Source organism: Paenibacillus sp. Soil750 (assembly GCF_001428045.1).
Lineage (GTDB): Bacteria > Bacillota > Bacilli > Paenibacillales > NBRC-103111 > Paenibacillus_E > Paenibacillus_E allorhizoplanae.
The window spans coordinates 34,766-53,426 of record NZ_LMSD01000019.1 but is presented as its reverse complement, the minus strand read 5'-3'; the positions used below and the strand labels follow the sequence as shown (position 1 = coordinate 53,426).

Here is an 18,661-nt window from a genome sequence, read left to right as displayed (position 1 = left end):
CTTCAACGCATAAATGGTCAAGTAGAAGCAACCAAATTTGCATCTGGCCGCTTCTATGAAAACTTATTTATTTTTCTTGTAAAACTCTTGTCCGTAGGTAATCACTTCTTGACCGCCTGCTGCCAGCCACTTCTTCTGAAGTTCGTCCCATGCAGCGTCAAAGTTATCGCCCATGATCGCTTTCAACCAGCCTTCTCCAAAGGTCGATCTCAGCTTTGTTTGATCTCCTAGCATTTTGTCATCAAAAACGTTCATTAAAGGGGGAGCCATTGCATACTTAGCGTTGGTAGCGAACCAATCTGGAAATTTGCCTTCTGCCATTTCGTTCGTAATCCATGGTTGTAAGCTCTTAAATGCTTCGTCATAATTATAATTTTTTTCCTTGATCGGAATGTAAGCATATTCAAAATAGTTCATTGCGCCCCAAGCTAATGGGTACAGATAACCATTCTTTTTAGTATCCCAGTCTTTATCAGCCTCAGCCTTATTAATGGTATACACTCTACTGCCGTTTACTTCTTTCACATCTGTGAAGTGAATTCCCTTAATTCCGAACTCGGTTAGCTCTCTACCTTCTTGCGTTAGGGTATATTCCATAAGCTCCATAGCCTTTTCTGGGTGTTTGGACGTTTTTGGAATGACATTCCCTCTCCAGAAACCACCGGAGTGCCCTAAGTTCGCTGGTACACCATCCCCACCTTTAAGTGGTGGAAGATAAGCGATTTTAGCGTTCGGATTAACGGCCTTCGCCTTTTCTAAGAATAAGTCCGGCTTCGTTGTAGCTGCCATCCCGTATTTGCCTGCGCCAAAATCATCCGATTCAGGTCCTTGGGCACCATCTGGCTTTAAGCTGAGCCAATCTTTATTAATCAATTCTTCTTTTAAAAGTTTTCTATAAAAAGCAGCTGCATCTTTGGCTTGAGGTGAAACTTCATATCTGGTGATGCTTCCATCTTTCTGGTTCACCCAATTGTCTGTCCTACCTGCTACAGCAAACGATTTGGAAATATACTGCGCAAGTTGCGTAATGGAAGGATCGGACATTCCACTAGCCCTTGTATAAACACCATAGGTATCATTTTTTCCATTCTTATCGGGATCTTTTTCCTTGAATGCTTTGGCTACGTTATAGAATTCATCGAGTGTCGTAGGCATGCTTAATCCCAAATTTTCTAACCAATCGGTACGAATAATCCAGCCCCACTGCATAGGAGCAAGCCCAAGCGGTTTGAAGTAAGATTTGCCATCTATTTTAAAACCTTTATAAACCTCAGAATTTACAATAGCGTTGATATTTGGGTATTTGCCGCTTTTTAAGTACTCATCATAGGGAATGATAAGATCGTTCTTCGCCCATTCATTTAACGTCTTACCAGGGTCAACAGTAGCTAGGTCAAAGCTTTCTCCCGATGCCATCATGAGGTTAAGCTTGTTAGCAAATTGATCACTTGGAATACTTACAATTTCAATCTTTGTATTCGTTCTTTTCTGAAGTTCAAGAAGGATGCGGTCCTTTTGTGGATCTTGCTCATTGGCAGCGCGAACCCAACGAATCGGAACAGGTTCACTCGCTTTTTGATCTTTGGCTTGGCTGCTGGCTGTTGCTGTTGTAGTTGCTGCTGGCTGATCTTGTTGCGAGCATCCGCTTAATACGGTAGCCGCAAGCAGCATGGACATAGATAAAGGCATGATCATCTTAAACTTTGTCATCTTATACCTCTCCCTTTTTAACCTTGTATATGATCTTATTTATGTCATCCACCAAATGGGGGATTGCCATCATTCCTTCACTGCACCCATCATGATACCTTTTGTAAAATACTTCTGAATAAGTGGATAAATCATAAGTACAGGAATCATCCCAACGACAATGCAAGCCATTTTAAACTGCTCCATATTAGAACCCGAGGTCATGACACCCACCTCAGCGGTAACCATATCTTGAATAATCATCTGCCTTAATAACACCTGAAGTGGAAACATATCGTTGGAGTTGATAAATAGTGTTGCTAAAAAGTAGTCATTCCATAAGGCGACACCGTAAAATAAACTAATTGCAGCAAATACAGGCATCGAAATGGGAATAATAATTTTAAACAATATTTGTAGATCGTTATATCCATCTATTTTTGCGGCTTCTTCTAGACTTGGTGGAATGCTCGCAAAATAGTTTTTCATAATGATCAAATTGTAAGTTGAAATTGCCGTAGGTAAAACCAACGCCCAAATGGTATCGATAAGGTGTAGATTTTTAACTAGGACATAGAATGGCACCAATCCGCCACTGAAAAACATCGTAAACACGATTAAACGGAATATCATGGCTCTGCCTGGCAATTCTCTCTTGGATAGTGCATACGCACCACAACTGGTAAGGATCATACTGATCGTTGTGCCAAGCGCTGTTATTTCGACGGATCGGAATAAGGCTTTTACAATGCCACCAATGCTGCCTAATGCTCGCTTATACTCGGTTAGACTGAAACTCTTCGGAATGAGATGATACGGGTCTGTTAAATATACCTCCTGCGAAGAAAAGGATATAATCAATATTCGCCACAATGGCAAAATGACGATAAGCGCTGATAGACCGAGCATTAGATAGATGATCATATCAGTCACTGAAAATCTTTTTTGTACGTACATGACTTAAACTCCTCTCGGTGTTAATAAACGCCCTCTTGACCAAATGCTTTTACAATCCGATTTGACACGATCAGCAAGACTGCGCATATGACAGATTTCAGTATGCCCGCTGCGGCTGCAAAACTAAATTTGTTATCTCCTAGCGCGGTCCTGAAAATGTAGGTATCCAGAATATCGCCCGTTTCATAGACCATTGGATTGTAGAAGTTATACACTTGATCAAAGCCCCAAGTCAGGACTTTACCGATAATTAAGATAAACATGATAAGAATGACATTACGAATGCCAGGTATGGTTACATGCCACATCAGGGACCATCTTCCGGCGCCATCCATAACACCCGCTTCATAATGCTCGGTATTGATGCTTGCCATAGCTGCAACATAGATAACGGTAGCGAATCCTGCCTCTTTCCAAATATCGGTTAGTATGAGAATTGGTCTAAATGCACTTGGATTTGTCAGCAAATCCGTAGCTCCATCTTTGAAAAAAGCTGCAAGCATGCCTGTCTCTGGACTGAAAAAAGTAATAAAGATGGAAGCTACGATAACCCATGAAATAAAATGCGGTAAATAAATAATCGTTTGAACCGTTTTACGGAATTTATGATGTCTGACTTCGTTTAGCAGCAAAGCAATGACGATCGGGATCGGAAATGCTGTAAGGATCCGATACACCGCAATGATCACGGTATTCCAAAATGCTCGCCAGAAATCTTCCTCACCGAATAGTTCTTTGAAATGCTTCAATCCAACGAAGGGGCTGTGGAAGAATCCTTTACTCATGGTATAGTCTTGAAAGGCCATGGAGATCCCGTACATAGGAACATAACAGAAGATTAGATACCAGATGAGCAGCGGGATGAGCATGAGATACATATATTTATATTTTAATATCAGCTTCACATTTTTTTTGTAACGATGCTCCTTGGTATCTTTCTTCACATACAGGTTGGAGATTTTTCTTACGTCAGTATCCATCTCTCTACTCCTTAACATTTTCATATTGGACATCTTCTAGCGGTACTTTATGAGTTAATTATAAAGCGTTTACAAGTGTACTGAGTATGACTCAAACATAACATTTGGTTCGTTTTTTTAACCTCTTTGCATGACAAAAAAAAGCAAGGCTACTTATACTAAGTAACCTTGCTGCCCGTTTAGAGGGAAATGAATGATCACCGTCGTGCCTTTTCCTAAGGTACTATTTACGTCAATCCCATAATCATTTCCAAAATACAGTTGAATGCGTTCATGAACATTGGTAATTCCAATGCTCTCTCCCTTTGTTTTCCCTACAAGTGTCGCCTTGATTTCCAACAACTTGGCTTCTGACATTCCGACACCGTCGTCTTTAATTGTGATTTCCAGCTTTTCTTTCGTTTCTCTAACCTCTATGACAATCGTGCCGCCATGCTCTGTTACCTCCAGACCATGGTAAATGGCATTCTCCACAATTGGTTGCAGCGTCAGCTTCAGAACCGGAATAGCCAACATGTCCTTTCTCACATCATAAATGAGCTTAATTTTATCCCCAAACCGCATTTGCAGTATTTCTACATAGGTTTTCACATGCTCAATTTCCTCGCTTAACCGTACCACTTTCTCTCCGCGTGTAATACTGGTCTTAAACAAGGCGATTAGCAGTTTGATCATTCTCTCCGTTCGTGGATCCTTAGCAAACGCCATATATTGCGCTGTTTTAAGCGTATTGTAAAGGAAATGAGGGTTGATCTGCGACTGGAGAAGATTCAGTTCATATTCTTTCGCCCTAAGCTCCGCATCCTTGACCATAACATCAGATATAAACTTTTCTTCAATTAACAGATTAATACGCTCAAGCATCTCATTAAAGCTATTGCCTAATTCATATATTTCATCCACAGAGGTACTCTTAAAACGGGCTAGGAGATTTCCTCTTTTCACATTTCTTACCGTTTTTAGCAAGGAGGATATGTTCAATAAGAGCATTGAAGAGAATCCATAAGAGAACCCGAAGGTGATGATGATGAGCCCTAAGAGAACCACGATACTGTAAATAAGGAGGTATTCATTCTCATTAAAGTTCTTCAATAGAAATACTAAGCTCCATTGATTTTCATCAAAGAACTTTGAAATCATAAGGAAATTGTTACCGCCTTCACGAAAGGAGATCCTCTCATTGTTCTCGAAGGAAGGTTTATTATTTGTTAATACCTCAGACAAACTCCCCTTTTGACTTCGACCGATATCACTGAAAATATCCTTCCCTGTTGGATCAACAAGGTATACATCCAAATAGCTATACTTCACAAACACATTCAACATCTTCTCTATGTCTTCACCATTGAAATCAACCAAGATAAACCCTAACAGCTTACCAGCCTCAATGCCATCGGCAACCCCTCTGATCTGCATGCCGATCCGGATGCCTTTCTTATTAAAGGGAGAATCCGTATAGCTTCGCCATAATAACGTACTAAAATGACTACGCACAAAATCCAAATCTGTTTTGGCATCAGGTCGCATCATGAATGGTCTTCCATACGTAGACGAATAAACCAAACGCTCATTTACATTGTAAATGGTAATATTCGATATGCCTTTATCAAATAAATTTCTGGACAGAATGATATTATTCATCGCATCCCGAATCTCTTGATCAACGTCAGCGGACGTGCTGACATCCAGCAGCTTTTGAACCTTATCATTGAAAGAAGATGTTTCGATCGTCATCCTCTTATAGTTATTGTAAACAAAGTTCATCTGTTGATAGAGAATTTGAGCACTATATTCAAAGACAGAACCGACCTTGCTTTCAACCGTGTTCTTGGCCGATACGTAGGAGCTGCCCGTTATCAAGATAACTGGAATGGCTACTATGAAGGAATTCAGAAGCAGCAGCGTCAATTTGAAGCTTATTCTCCGCTTAGACAAGGTGATTGGTTTATTTTCAATATAGCTGTGGTTCAGCGAATTGATCTGTTGTTCCATATGTTTAATAGGCTTAACAATTTTCCTACCTGTGATAACGAGCACAAGTATCGATACAAGCAGGCAAATGACCCCTACCTTCAAATTCGTATGAAGATTGTTCGTGATGGACTGCTGAAGCTTATCAAATGTAAACGTATTGGTAATTGTCCAACCTTCAAAATTGAGCGAATTCTTAAATGAATATTTCTGCTCTGTGAGTTCACCTGCATGTTGCAAGTTGGAGACCTCTGCTGAGTTCCCTTCATGATCCGTAATAAAAATCCCATTCCCTGCAAACTGCATTTCATCTATAAGCTTGTTACTCAACACCACAACCATATATGCCTTGATTTCATTGGTATAGGGCTCAAATACAGGACTTATAATCGCTAATCGTTCATAATTCCCCTCCGTATACCGGTCAAGGAAAAACTGGCTTTGATCGTTGTGCAGCGATGGTTTCTTTAATGTGTTATAAAACTCGGCAGTACCGTACTTGTCATAATCTTTTCCTACCGAATTATTAGCCTTAATAAAAATATTTCGATCATAATCCACCACAAGTACGGAATCGACTTTATCATTCGTTAAGATCAGATTCTTCAGAAATTCCTCATAGTCCTTCTGGGCTTTTATCAGTTCATAGGGGTCTGATTCGTCAGAACTAATAATCCTGTCAAAAAACTCGTTTTTCATCGACAAACTCACTGTATTGGCAATTTCGGCCAGATACGTATTCGCCTTTTCTACGGCAGCGCCTGTCGCTATTTCATTAACGCGTTCAAATTGATCTAGAATAAACCGATTGGTGACCAGATTGCAAGTTAGGGTCGTTAACGCGATAGAGATCACAGAAAAGATAATACCGGTTAGAATAATTTTCTTTTCCAATGACTTTTTAAAGTTAAATGGCAGCATACAGATCCCTCATCCATTCAAGGTTACCCTTTGTATTTTTCTCTATATTCCAATGGCGTAAACCCAGTAACGTTTCTGAAAAGTTCACTAAAATAACGAGGCTTCTCATAGCCCACCAATGTTGAAATCTCATATACCTTATAGGAAATATCCTTTAGTAATCGTTTGGCTTCTTCCATGCGTACTTCCGTGAGAATATATTTAAAGGTATGGCCTAGATCCTTACTAAAAAGCCTGGAAAGATGTACAGGGTGAACATTGACATACCTTGCTAATTCCTCAAGGCTTATAGGCTCGGCATAATTTTTCCTAATATAGGCTAGAGCTTCATCTACAATTCTTCTGTTTTTCATGCTGTTCTCTTCATTAAGTAACTCAAACGCCTCTATGGTGAACGCTTCCAATTTCTTGAACATCATTGAAATCGTTTCACAATAACCAATTTCCTTGATTAAATAGTTCGTTCTTTCTAAGAAAGCATCTGACTTTCTCCCCATTTCACCCAATGTGTTGAATATCGCCAAAACTAATTTAACGGCAAAACCTGAAATCATATCCATATCCGTTAATTGGAATGCGATACAGTCATTTTTGAGTGTTTCCAGGTATTCAATTAGTTTCTCCTGGGCTTTGCCGTTAACGAGCAGCACGATCTCTTTCATCATTTTCTCTTCTTCCGCGAAGGTGAATATCCGCTTACTGTTAGCCTCTTGCCCTGTGTAATGGATAATACTGTTGCCCGCATAGGCTTTATTTAAGAAAGCTGATCTCAGCGTATTGTAAGTTGTACTAAGTTCTTGGGCATTCGTTGCCTGACTTCCAATCACACATGAGATTTCTAGGCTTTCTTCTTCATTTTTTCTATATAAGCTCAGCTCTTCCTTTAGATTCTCATAGACTTCCATGACCATTTGCACAAAATTGGATTCAGGAAGTGTACTTAGCACACACAACATCTCGTTCAATGATATAACGATCCCTTTATTAGGAATTTCGATATGTTCATATACATAACCTCGGATGAGCTCCTGAATACTACGCACTCTGTCTGCCCCGGAATAAAAGCTCATATGCTTAAATTCATCTATTCGGATCAAAGCAAGACGGCACTCTTTCATGTCGCTCAACATACCCATTTTCTGATTCATCGCCATCGTTTGCTCATCCATGTCTAAAGGACGATCGAGCATCGCTTTAAAAAATGTCTCCCGCTGCCGCCAAAAATCTTCGCTATCGATACGAATCCGATTTTCTTTATGCAGCACTTCTTTTATTTTGGTAAAATGATGAACAATTTCATCCTCGCCGTCGGATTTTAAAATATAGCCATAAACCCCACATTCTAAACCTTTTCTAGCGTAATCAAATTCATTAAACGCACTAAATAACGTGACCTTCGTTCTTGGAAACCTGCTTCTTACTTCCATCGCTAATTCAAGGCCATTAAGCACCGGCATACGAATATCGGTCAGAATGACATCTACTTCTATTTTATTCAAGAATTCCAGCGCTTTGAATCCATTTTCACAAACGCTTGCTACTTCGAATCCAAGGGAATTCCAATCAATAATGGTTGGCAACACGGTCCGAAAAATCTCCTCATCCTCAACAATAAGCAGCTTATACAAGCCCCTTCACCTCCTGAATTTTGTCAAATAGAAGTGAGGCCGACGAAAGTCGACCTCACTTCTCCACCGCACTTGGCATACGCCTTATTTCCTTATTGATTATACAATCCTTGTATTTCTTTGGAGCTTAAGGACCTATCATACATGCGTACTTCATCTATCATGCCATCCCAGTAACGCGTGGTGCCGTTCTTATCCTTCCCTATAGAAAGACCGTTAGACGCGCTCGTTACATCGGGTACGTTACTTGTATAGACACCCTTAGCTTCTACGCCATTCACATAGATTCTTATAATTAAATCTTCCCTCGTTACGGCGATGTGCGTCCATGTGCCAACCGACAGCACGGCCGTATCCGTAGCCATATAATTACCGGTAGGCGCCGATGTGCCATCGAGTTGGAAAGCAATTTTGCCGGCATCCATGCGTACCCACCACGATGGAACTGCTGTCCCCACATCCCCATACCAGAAAATGAATCGATTACCGGTTACAGTATCGGTTTTCACCCACGCAGACGCTGTAAAATCACCTTTGCCAAACTGCAAGCTAGGTTTGTTTCCTACATCTACATTATCATTGGTTCCATCAAATGTCAGCCCATTGTTTGCCTCGCCAGTCGCCCATACCGCGCCACTAATCACCGTTCCTGTGTTTCCGTTGCCTGACGAATCTGACGCTGTTGTACCGCTTGTTTCATCGAATTTCAGGAATGCCACTGGAGCGGAACTAGGCAATTCTGTGTACAGCCTTGTGGATTCTACATGTGCATTCACGGCATCCGTGCTCGTGCCAAGAACCCAATGTGTCACAACATCACTATAGTTGCCAGCCTGCATGGCGAATTCCCCCTGGAACACCCCATCCATATAGACTTCGGCATATCCATCATTCACTCTTACTTTCCATAGATGCCAGCTGCTATTCAATGTTACTGCTTTGACTCGTGTCCAGACGCCGTAATTGGTTATAGCGTAGATGCCGTCCGTTCTGAAGTCTAGCATCAATCTATACTTCCCATCACCAATCTTCGTCCCTAAAGATGCCGGATGTGGACTAACCCCAATCGTGCCATTACTGAAATCATCCAATTTCGCCTTAAATTCAAGGGTATAAGCTTGTGGAATGCTGAGATCAGTTCGGCTCACAGATGTATTCGTGCTTGTGTTACTGGATAAGTTCAGCTGGCCTGTTGGACTGATTTGCGCGCTGCCAGCTGTAGTCCAGGCTGACATGCTGTTCCACTGCTCATCGACATTGACAACAGCGACATCCCCTACAACTGGCGCTTCTGTATACAGTTTGGAGTATTCGACATGTGCATTTACAGCATCCGTGCTAGTGCCTACAACCCAGTGCTGCAACACATCACCATAGTTGCCCGACTGCATCGCGAATTTCCCCTGCGACACGCCATCCATGTATACTTCAGCCACACCATGATTTACGATGACTTTCCATGCATACCAGCTGTTCGTGAGCGTCACCGCTTTTATCTGCGTCCACACACCATAATTGGTCATTGCATAGATGCCATCCGTCCTGAAATCCAGCATCAGCCTATATTGGCCATCCCCAACCTTGGTTGCCAAAGATGCTGGATAGGGGCTTATCCCTATTGGGCTATTGCTGAAATCATCGATTTTGGCCTTGAATTCGAGCGTGTAAGCTTGAGGAATGCTAATATCCGTTCTGTTAACGGAAGACGTAGCACTATTGTTACTGGACAGGTTCAGTTGGCCCGCGGGGCTAATTGCGGCATTTCCAGCTGTCGTCCACCCTGACAAGCTGCTCCACTCTTCATTCACATCCACGGTTGGAATGGACGGATAAGTTGGGGAAGGACCTGATAACGGATCTAGACTTTGCTCGCCATCGGATAGCCACTCCAAATTAAAACGAGCCAAAACCAAATAATGATATTTGAGCGTACCGTTCCATTTTTCATAAAAACAATAGATCGTCTGTTTATCATTACTAACCGCGAGATCGGAATAGGCTGCGCCTGTCGGGCTGATCACTTTGGAATAAGTCCAGCTATCTCCCTCATCCATCGACATTTTAACCGTCAAATTGGATCGATCACTTGGATTATTGGTATTTGTAAACAGGAGTCTGTTGTTGTAGTATTCGTGTTGATCTGTAAATCGTACAATGCTTCCATAATTATTCGGGTCATTCAATTCATTGTCCAAGACTGGTGTAGACCAATCACTGTTCCCGTTCTGACTTGTTGCGACAGAACGCAGTGGAGACACTTTGGTACTGTTTCTCATATTGAGCATAACGGAACCGTTATATAACTGCACGGATGTTGTTTCATTGGGACTTGGGATATCCGGCGTATCCCAGAGAATGTCACCTCTCTGCCAAGTAACTCCGGCATCATCACTGAAAATGGTGGAAACCACACCGGGTGCGTGAGTGGTGTTTAACGTAAGCCAGACAGGTACAAGCAGCCTGCCATTATCCAGCTGAATACCATGACCAGGGCCCGTTGCGAAGGCTGCCCAGTTAAACTCTGATTTGTATTGGTTGAAGACCGAAGTAATTTCCACAGGAGTCGACCAAGTAGTACCATTGTCCGTACTCTTTCTGTAAAAAGCTTGATTATATTCCTTGCAGTAGAGGAAATGGACAGTGCCGCTGTTCTTTTCTGCAATCATGACAGGATTGTTAATCGTATTGGTTGTAGACACACCATCTACGAGCTTGACTCTGGGCTGCCACGTAGCTCCGCCATCTGTACTTCTTCGCATATAAATGTCGATATCTGCCCAGTCGGACGTCGTCTTCCTTGCTTCCGAGTAAGTGATCACGGTCCCGTTACCGGTGACGACGACACCTGGTATGCGATACTGGGCGTATCCATCCACCGTCGACTCAAAAAGAATGGTTTCATCATAAAAAGGGGTAGCCGCACTTGCCACATTGCCCGAATTAACGGGTACAACTGCTGCAATTAAAATAACCGCTACTACCATGAAAAACAGCTTGTTTATTTTACTTATTAACATCTTTACACGCTCCTTTAATTTAGATGCTGTAGCCGACCATGATCGCGATTACGAATGGGTCCGTCCACATGGAATGAACACCAATCACCTCCCTTTTCAAATAAAACTATAAGTAAGCGGTTTCATAAAGTTATGATGACTGTATTGTAGCTTGCAGTGCAGCCGACTATATTTCATTTTTTTATAAATTCTATCATTTCTTTATGAATTACGCTGATCCTAACTACAAATATCCCGATCATCGACTGTGCTCAGCAGTAACCATGATCGGGATGTCGTTTCGTTTCACTCAAATATATCGCGATGAATCTTCACAACTAACTTCACTAAAGGAACTACACCCTTAGGATGACAGTTCGGACGGTGAACTTCTCCAGGCCAAAAGATACTAAAATCACCCGGCAGCAGCTGAACGCGCGACTCCTTCTTGACTTGCTCGAATAACGCGTAATCGCTCTCTTCCAATCGATCTTCCACGCTGCTGTTATGAGGAGAGGCAGGGGCGAAGCCTTGCCACTCCTCCCCTTCCACAACAAGGTGGATATCCGCATACTGCACATGACTCTCGGCAAGCCGTTCCTCAAAAGTAGCTGTCGTAGGCGTTTGCTTCATCACATACATTCTCTTTCCTTCTATTTCGAGCAAAGACGGCATGTCAGTGACGTTCAAATGAGAGATAACCGTAAGTGCTCGACGTACAACTTCGCCGTATTGACCCTTATTGTTCTCCCAATGGCTAATCGAGTCCAAAATCAAGGCAGTTCCCTCCTAACACTCTGTCTTTACAACGAGTCCGTGACGACGCAGTACATCGCTCTGTGCATAATATTGTTCGATACGTTCGCGCTCTGCCGCTGTAAATTGTTTCAACGGCTGACGGACGGTCGGCGTAGATAAGACGCCTTGGAGATACAGCATGTATTTCTCATAAGCAATGACATCGAACTGAATCATATGTGCAATTAATTCATTAGCTTCTGCTTGCATCGCCTGCAGATCAGCCATTGGAGGCTGTTCCGCCGATGAGATAATCTTAAACATCTCTGCAAACAAACCAGGCATCATGTTGAACGTGCTTCCGATGGCACCATCCGCACCTGCATAAGCACCGCCTGTATACACTTCATCATGTCCGTTATAAATGAGGAAATCCTGTCCGCAACGAGCACGAATTTGCTGCATTTCAAACAGATTCAGCGATGTGAATTTCACACCAATGCACTGCGGATTACGGCTCATCTCCTCATAGAAGTCCATCGACAGGTTAACTCCCGTTGCTCCTGGGAAATGATAAACGATCATTGGCAATGACACAGCTGCCATAATCGCTTCGTAATGCTCACGAATTTCTTTCATCGTTACTTTATAATAAAACGGCACGACCGCGGATACCGCATCGATGCCTTGGAGCTCAGCATGCTTGGCCAACTTGATCGATTCTCTTGTACTAATGTTGCCGACATGGGCAATAATTGTAACACGACCTGCCGCAGCCTTGACAACCGCCTCCAACACCTGCTGACGCTCTTCACTTGTCAGAATAAATCCTTCTCCCGTGCTTCCACCAACGTAAAAGCCGTGGATACCTTGCTTGATTTGATGCTCAACCAACCGAGCCAGAGACTGGAAATCAATGTCGCCATTCTCGAACATTGGCGTCAGAAGTGCTGTGAAAATCCCGCGAAACGATTTACTGTTTGTCATTGTCGTGTTCATGGTGTTCGTTCTCTCCTTCGCGCTGCCCGCGCATAATAGTAGTTACGTTATGCCTGTATTGTAGCTCGGAGGAGATCGGCTCATATTTCATTTTTTTATAAATCCTATCATTTCTTTACGAAATAGGAACAGATATAATAGAGCTACTTTGGTCAGGAGGTGAAACAGAACCTAATGTACCCTCAATATCTTTTCGAATACCCGAATATCGATACAGATTTTCCATTTCATATGAAACAGAAGAAGTATACCTCTGTCTCCGCTCATCGTCACGATTTCATTGAATTTTCATTAGTGCTTGAAGGCAAAGGAAAAGAGCGGATAAACGGAGTCGAGCACGAAATGCTGCCCGGCACGATGGTCTTGCTGCTTCCGTATCAGATCCACGAGTACCGAGCCGACGTTGATGAGACGTTATCGATGTACATTTGTAATTTTGACATGAAGCTAATTACCACTGGACCCGAATCCGCTTGGGGGTTGCATGATCTGTTTCTCGGCCTCGATAGCGCCCAACCGACCTATATTCAATTACAAGGCGAAGCTTATGAGGAAAGCCTGCGACTGTGGGAGAAATTATACAAGGAACACAATTCATCGCTAACCTGGAAGCCAATTATGCTCAGAGCTCTATTGCTGGAAGCATTATCGTTATTTGTCCGTGGCAGAGATAACAACAAATCCACACATTCAGTGAAACAGTCTTCCGCTGTCAGGAAAAGTATTTGGTCCGTCATCCAGTATGTGTACGATCATTACTTGGAACCTTTATCCTTAACATCATTATCCGAACAATTTCACATTCATCCGACCTTGTTAAGTACACATTTCGGCGAAACCTTTGGCATTCATTTCGTCGACTTTCTACATGAACTTCGAGTTCGTCATGCTTGCAGTTTATTGAATTCCTCCGATCTTCCTATTTCACAGGTAGCGTATGAGTCTGGCTTTTCCTCCTACCCCACATTTTCACGCACATTTCTGCGGATTAAAGGGATGACCCCCAGTGAGTATAGGAAACGGAAATAATAGGCGGAGCGAAGCACGTGTAGTTTAAAAGCAGCTTCGATTGCCCGGCTTTTTCTCCGCCGCACTAAACAAATAAATGGAGTTAATGTAGCTAATTTTGCTGATTCTCCCCATTTTGGAGCAATAAATGGATTTTATGCTGTTAATTTCCGCCAAATACACCAAACAGCCCATCTCGGTCATATTAGCTGATCTTTTTCCATCTATTTGGTAAAACTTAGGTGATACGGCAAAATTAGCTGTACATTTTACAGTTATTTGAAAACTAGCTACTCAACTGAGCACACAGCACACTACTTCTACTGCTACTGCTACTATAACTACAACTACCCAAGCTCGCAGTCAGCCTGTTACACATCATGTCCTATTTAAATTAGGAGTGATGTACGAAAAAAGCCGATCCACAGGATCGGCTCTCTTACACAACATATTAACCCCGCCGCTGCAACGCCGGGAAGCGAAGCATCATCTTCGTTCCCTGCCCCAGCACGCTAGACGGGGTGATCTCTCCGCCGTGCTTGGCAACGATCCACTTCGCGATCGCGAGGCCGAGTCCCGTGCCCCCCGTGCTGCGCGTCCGCGACTTGTCGCCGTGATAGAAGCGGTCGAAGATATACGGCAGATCCTCTGCCGATATCCCAGCTCCCGAGTCTTCTACCACCAACTCAATGTCGTTGCCCTTCTTCCGAGCAACGACACGAATCGTTCCGTCAGCAGGTGTAAACTTCATGCTGTTGTCGAGCAGAATAACTAGCAGCTGATGGATCCGTTCGGCATCCCCCAGCAATTCAATCCCACTCTCGACATCCGATTCCAGCTTCTGCTGCTTCAGCTCCGCTAACGGTTCGAATTTCTGCACGACTTCGTGGATAACCTCTGACAGCTGCAACGGCTTCAGCATGAGTTCCTCTTGATTGGAATCCGCTCTCGCCAGCGTCAAAAGCTGTTCCGTCAGCCTGCCCATACGCTTCGACTCCTCCAAAACCACCGACAACGGCTCACTCATATGCAGAATCGAGCGATCCGGATGACGGAAAGCGAGCTCGACATTCGCCCGAATAATCGATAACGGCATCCGCAGCTCATGGGAAGCGTCAGCAACGAATTGTTGCTGTTTATCCCATGACTGCTTAATCGGACGCAGCGCTTGATTGGCTAGATACATCCCCGCCAATACTGTTATAGCGCCACCTATCACGATTCCTATCAAAATAAGCTCGAACAATTGCTTCAACATATTTTGCTCCGAGTCGATGAGGCTTATGGCTTGAATGGATACGATCTTGGTCGTAGCATCGGTAAAAATCGTTGAGGGTGTGATGGCATCTAGTCCCTTCGCCTGGGAAATATCGGTCAATACTTTCAGATTCATCAGTTTCGGCTGCTCGTATTGAACAGCATATACACGATATGAATGATTAGCTATGTTAACCGTTTGAGGCATGGGGAGGGATCGATAAGGCTTGAAGGCATCCACCTCTTTGTGCATCCCTGCCCCGGTTAATATGGGATAGGAGTTCCCTTGATCATCCCACATGACCAAAAACACGCGAGGATCAATCCCTTGAACCTGAATTAATGTCTTCTTCATCGTTCCATCTGCAGGATCATCCGGATTAGGCTTCAACATTTGAGATTTGGTATAGAAAAACTGTGTATCCTGCTGGGCTCTCTGCTGTAACGATTCATCGACTTTGGCATATAATTGATGTCGCAATTCGGTATAGACGATCACACCCAGACAGACGATGATGACGAAGAAAACAACCGCGTTCAACGCTGTCAGACGAATTCGGGTCTTTTTGAACATGAGGTATTCTCCTTCAAAATGTACCCCACGTTGCGAATCGTATGAATCATGTGATCGTAATCGAAGGGCTTCAATTTTTTGCGCAAATAGAAGACGTAGACATCCACGACATTCGACCCTACGTCCGAATCCAGTCCCCAGACCCTTAGACAAATTTGCTCACGCGTCAGAATTTGCCCCCGATTGCGCAGCAAATATTCGAGCAGCTCGAATTCCTTCAGTGTCAGCTCCAACGGTTGCCCAGCAATCGCAACTTCCTTCGTTCTGCCTGTCAGCACAAGCTGATTGTAGGATAGGCGATCTTCGACCTCGATCCCTCCGCGCCTTCTCAGCAGCGCCCGTACCCTTGCGAGCAATTCCGGTACCCCGAAAGGCTTCGTCATATAATCATCGGCACCGGAATCCAACCCTTTTACCATATCCTCAACGCTATCTCTGGCCGTGAGAAACAAGATCGGCGTCAGAACTTGCTTAGCTCGCAAACTATGTACAATCTTGACGCCATCCATCCCAGGCAGCATCCGGTCGAGCACGACTAAATCGTAGATGCCTTGCTCTGCCAAATAACAGCCCTCTTCGCCGCAAGCTGTCGCATCCACTTGGTAGCCTTCTTCCGCCAGCAACGTTCGTATCGTTTGCAGCAAAGGCAGCTCGTCTTCCACAACGAGTATTCTCATCAACTTTCCTCCCAAGCGTTACCCGCAACCTCACACATGGCTTCAGTATAAAGGGATTAGATGAATGCTAGCTTAAAATTAGCTTAGGCTAGTCTGTATAAATAAACCAATCTAGTTCTTTGGTTGCTAGTAATTTTTTCTGTCCATTTTGGAATTGGTGGTAGACATTCAATTGATACGACTTCATATCACGAATTTTATAAATGGTATCTTTGTTCGTGTACGTGATCGTGGTATCGTGGAAGCCTACTTGCAGAGATTTGATCGGATCCGTCCCATCCAGCTCATACGTTTGGCTCACGATAATCTCCTTCCCACTCTCACTCAATTCGTCTCTCAGCTCAACAATTAACGAATGGTCCTTCATGCTTGTTTCCACGAAGGTATCCCTTTTTAAATCATAGTCGAAATCAAGCATGACGGTTCCTTGTGCAAAATTAATCTGTGTCCCAATATGACTTAAAGTAAGAGTATACGGGTACACATCCAGCTCAGCGAAGCCATTCTTCGGCTCTTCGATTTCATCCGGTAATTGGAAGGAAGCAGCGTTAACGTAGCCCGCCTCGTCTTCACTGGTTCCTTTACCCGATCCTGTGGCTTGAAACGTTGCCGCATCCCCCAGAATAAGCTGCAAGTCTGCCGTTTTATACCCCTTCGGGATCGTACCATAGATATAGATAAGCGCCTTGCCACCCGGTATGATCTTAGTGTTGATCGCTGTCATATGCGCAGGGAACACTGTGCCGTCTTCCGCCTTAAATTGGGCAACCTGCTTCCGCAGATCAGTGAACCGCTTCTCCAAATTTTCAACACGCAACTGAACCGTGAATAAATCAGCACCTTCACCTTCGAATGTTTGAGTGGAGCGAACAGAATAAGCAGCACTTTGACCAATATCTGTCAGTGTTCTCGTTCCATCAGTAGGAATCATTTTCATCCCCATCAGCTCTTTATTATGATGAAACGTGAGCAAATCGCTCAATTCGTTATCTGCAGCCTTCTCTTGCAAAACAAGATTCAAGTCCTTGAAATCGCTCGTATACGGTATTTTCCCCGCTAGCTGTAGATTGATCTCTTTGCCTGGCTGAAGGCTGATCACACGGTCTGTCCGGATTAAGCTCGCCTCGACAGTAACCGCATCATCTAGTTCAAAATAACCTTGCAGATCTGGAATGGGCAGTGCCTGATTCCCTTTATTGGTCAATGTGATATTAGCCGCCAAAATGTCTTGATCTTCCCATGGCAATCGCTGCAGAGATGTCAACCGTGCGGTATAGGTGCCTGACTTGTTGGAGAATTCGTAGTCGTTACCCAATGAAACCTCAACTTCCACAGCTTCCGGCATTTCGAAAAAAGCGACCGGCAGCTTCAAGCTGCTTTTGCCGTCACTTGTGGTCGTCGTTTCCGTGATGACAAGCTGCCAACCCTCCGCTCCCGCTTCCCTAGGAATAGACCCGCTGAGCAGCCCTTCCTTTTCAGCTAGAGGTTGCAGCTCCATGCCTTTACCCACTTTCGTAGCTTGTAGCGGATACATGTGCCCCTGGGCCGTCCGAATGAAATAGCTCAGATCTGGCAGCTTGATGCTACCTGTCCCCTTATTTTCCATTTCAAAATAGATCGATGGCAAATAGTTATCCTCATTTCGACTAATGGACGTCCGATGAATGTTCGTGTAGAATGGCGTACCGTCGATTCGAACCGAACGATTCGCTCCCACTGGTGTCACCACACTGTAGTCCGCAGAAGGAGACATCTGACCCACCACTCGCTCAAAGCCAGACACCGAGAAATCCAACTGAACGAGCTTAATAACGAGATCTTGAAGCTCGGTAGAAGCACTTACTTTCGCATAAAAGCTATACGTCTCGCTTGTACCTGGTGCGATCCGGTTCGTATCACCGCTCTGCGCTAACTGGTTGGCTGTAAAGGTACTTCCAGCCTTGGACTGCAGACGCACCCAATAATTCTTGAAAGACAACTCGCTCACACCGCCGTTATGGACATGCACCGTGAAGGTAACCATCCCATCCTGATCGCCAGGCAGCAGCATGAGATCCGTGACTTCCATGTAACTATCCCCGCCGATGGAAGCCTTCCCTAGCGATGTTGATCCTACGACAAGCTCCTTCGCTGACTCCACGGAAGAAGACGCAGCACCCCCAGAATCGGCCGAAGCCGAAACGGGGGAAACTACGCTGCTTAGGAGGAGGAACAGCAGCAAATACATGATTTGATGATGACGAATCGTCATGATGACAACATCCTC

At 43.9% G+C, this 18,661-nt stretch carries 12 protein-coding genes; 1 reads left to right on the top strand and 11 read right to left on the bottom strand.

Translation table 11 applies throughout. The features are described 5' to 3' along the window. Nucleotides 1–63: 63 nt before the first annotated feature. From ASL11_RS19705 to ASL11_RS19670, 8 genes are all read right to left on the bottom strand, one after another. Nucleotides 64–1,710, bottom strand: coding sequence for an extracellular solute-binding protein (locus tag ASL11_RS19705; RefSeq protein ID WP_056618513.1), 1,647 nt, complete (start codon nt 1,708–1,710; stop codon nt 64–66). 69 nt (nt 1,711–1,779) lie between these two features. Then, the gene (locus ASL11_RS19700; protein WP_056618511.1) at nt 1,780–2,646 is read right to left on the bottom strand and encodes a carbohydrate ABC transporter permease; all 867 of its coding nucleotides are present in this window, start codon (nt 2,644–2,646) and stop codon (nt 1,780–1,782) included. Nucleotides 2,647–2,666: 20 nt separating this feature from the next. Then, nucleotides 2,667–3,626: an ABC transporter permease gene (locus ASL11_RS19695; RefSeq protein WP_063795630.1), complete on the bottom strand. Its 960-nt coding sequence runs from the start codon at nt 3,624–3,626 to the stop codon at nt 2,667–2,669. Between the two features lie 153 nt (nt 3,627–3,779). Then, nucleotides 3,780–6,518 carry a cache domain-containing sensor histidine kinase gene (locus tag ASL11_RS19690; protein ID WP_056618507.1) on the bottom strand — a complete coding sequence of 913 codons (2,739 nt, stop codon included), beginning with the start codon at nt 6,516–6,518 and terminating at the stop codon, nt 3,780–3,782. A gap of 23 nt (nt 6,519–6,541) precedes the next feature. After that, nucleotides 6,542–8,146 carry a response regulator transcription factor gene (locus tag ASL11_RS19685; protein WP_056618504.1) on the bottom strand — a complete coding sequence of 535 codons (1,605 nt, stop codon included), beginning with the start codon at nt 8,144–8,146 and terminating at the stop codon, nt 6,542–6,544. A gap of 92 nt (nt 8,147–8,238) precedes the next feature. Further along, nucleotides 8,239–11,163, bottom strand: a complete 2,925-nt coding sequence (locus ASL11_RS19680; RefSeq protein ID WP_056618501.1) for a sialidase family protein — start codon at nt 11,161–11,163, stop codon at nt 8,239–8,241. A gap of 285 nt (nt 11,164–11,448) precedes the next feature. Continuing rightward, a complete protein-coding gene (locus ASL11_RS19675; RefSeq protein WP_056618498.1) occupies nt 11,449–11,919 on the bottom strand; it encodes a YhcH/YjgK/YiaL family protein in 471 nt (156 codons plus the stop codon). Between the two features lie 12 nt (nt 11,920–11,931). Continuing rightward, complete coding sequence (locus tag ASL11_RS19670) at nt 11,932–12,879, bottom strand: N-acetylneuraminate lyase (protein ID WP_056618495.1); 948 nt, start codon at nt 12,877–12,879, stop codon at nt 11,932–11,934. Nucleotides 12,880–13,053: 174 nt separating this feature from the next. Here ASL11_RS19670 and ASL11_RS19665 point away from each other — a divergent pair, with 174 nt between their 5' ends. Next, the gene (locus ASL11_RS19665; RefSeq protein WP_056618492.1) at nt 13,054–13,908 is read left to right on the top strand and encodes an AraC family transcriptional regulator; all 855 of its coding nucleotides are present in this window, start codon (nt 13,054–13,056) and stop codon (nt 13,906–13,908) included. Nucleotides 13,909–14,338: 430 nt separating this feature from the next. Here ASL11_RS19665 and ASL11_RS19660 read toward each other — a convergent pair whose 3' ends face one another. The 3 genes from ASL11_RS19660 to ASL11_RS19650 form a co-directional block, all read right to left on the bottom strand. After that, on the bottom strand, nt 14,339–15,718 hold the full coding sequence (locus ASL11_RS19660) for a sensor histidine kinase (protein ID WP_056618489.1): 1,380 nt from the start codon (nt 15,716–15,718) through the stop codon (nt 14,339–14,341). Further along, entirely contained in the window at nt 15,691–16,395 is a 705-nt protein-coding gene (locus tag ASL11_RS19655; protein WP_056618486.1) for a response regulator transcription factor, read from the bottom strand. Before ASL11_RS19655 ends, ASL11_RS19660 begins: the two co-directional genes overlap by 28 nt. 88 nt (nt 16,396–16,483) lie before the next feature. Beyond that, entirely contained in the window at nt 16,484–18,646 is a 2,163-nt protein-coding gene (locus ASL11_RS19650) for a hypothetical protein (protein WP_056618483.1), read from the bottom strand. Nucleotides 18,647–18,661: the final 15 nt, after the last annotated feature.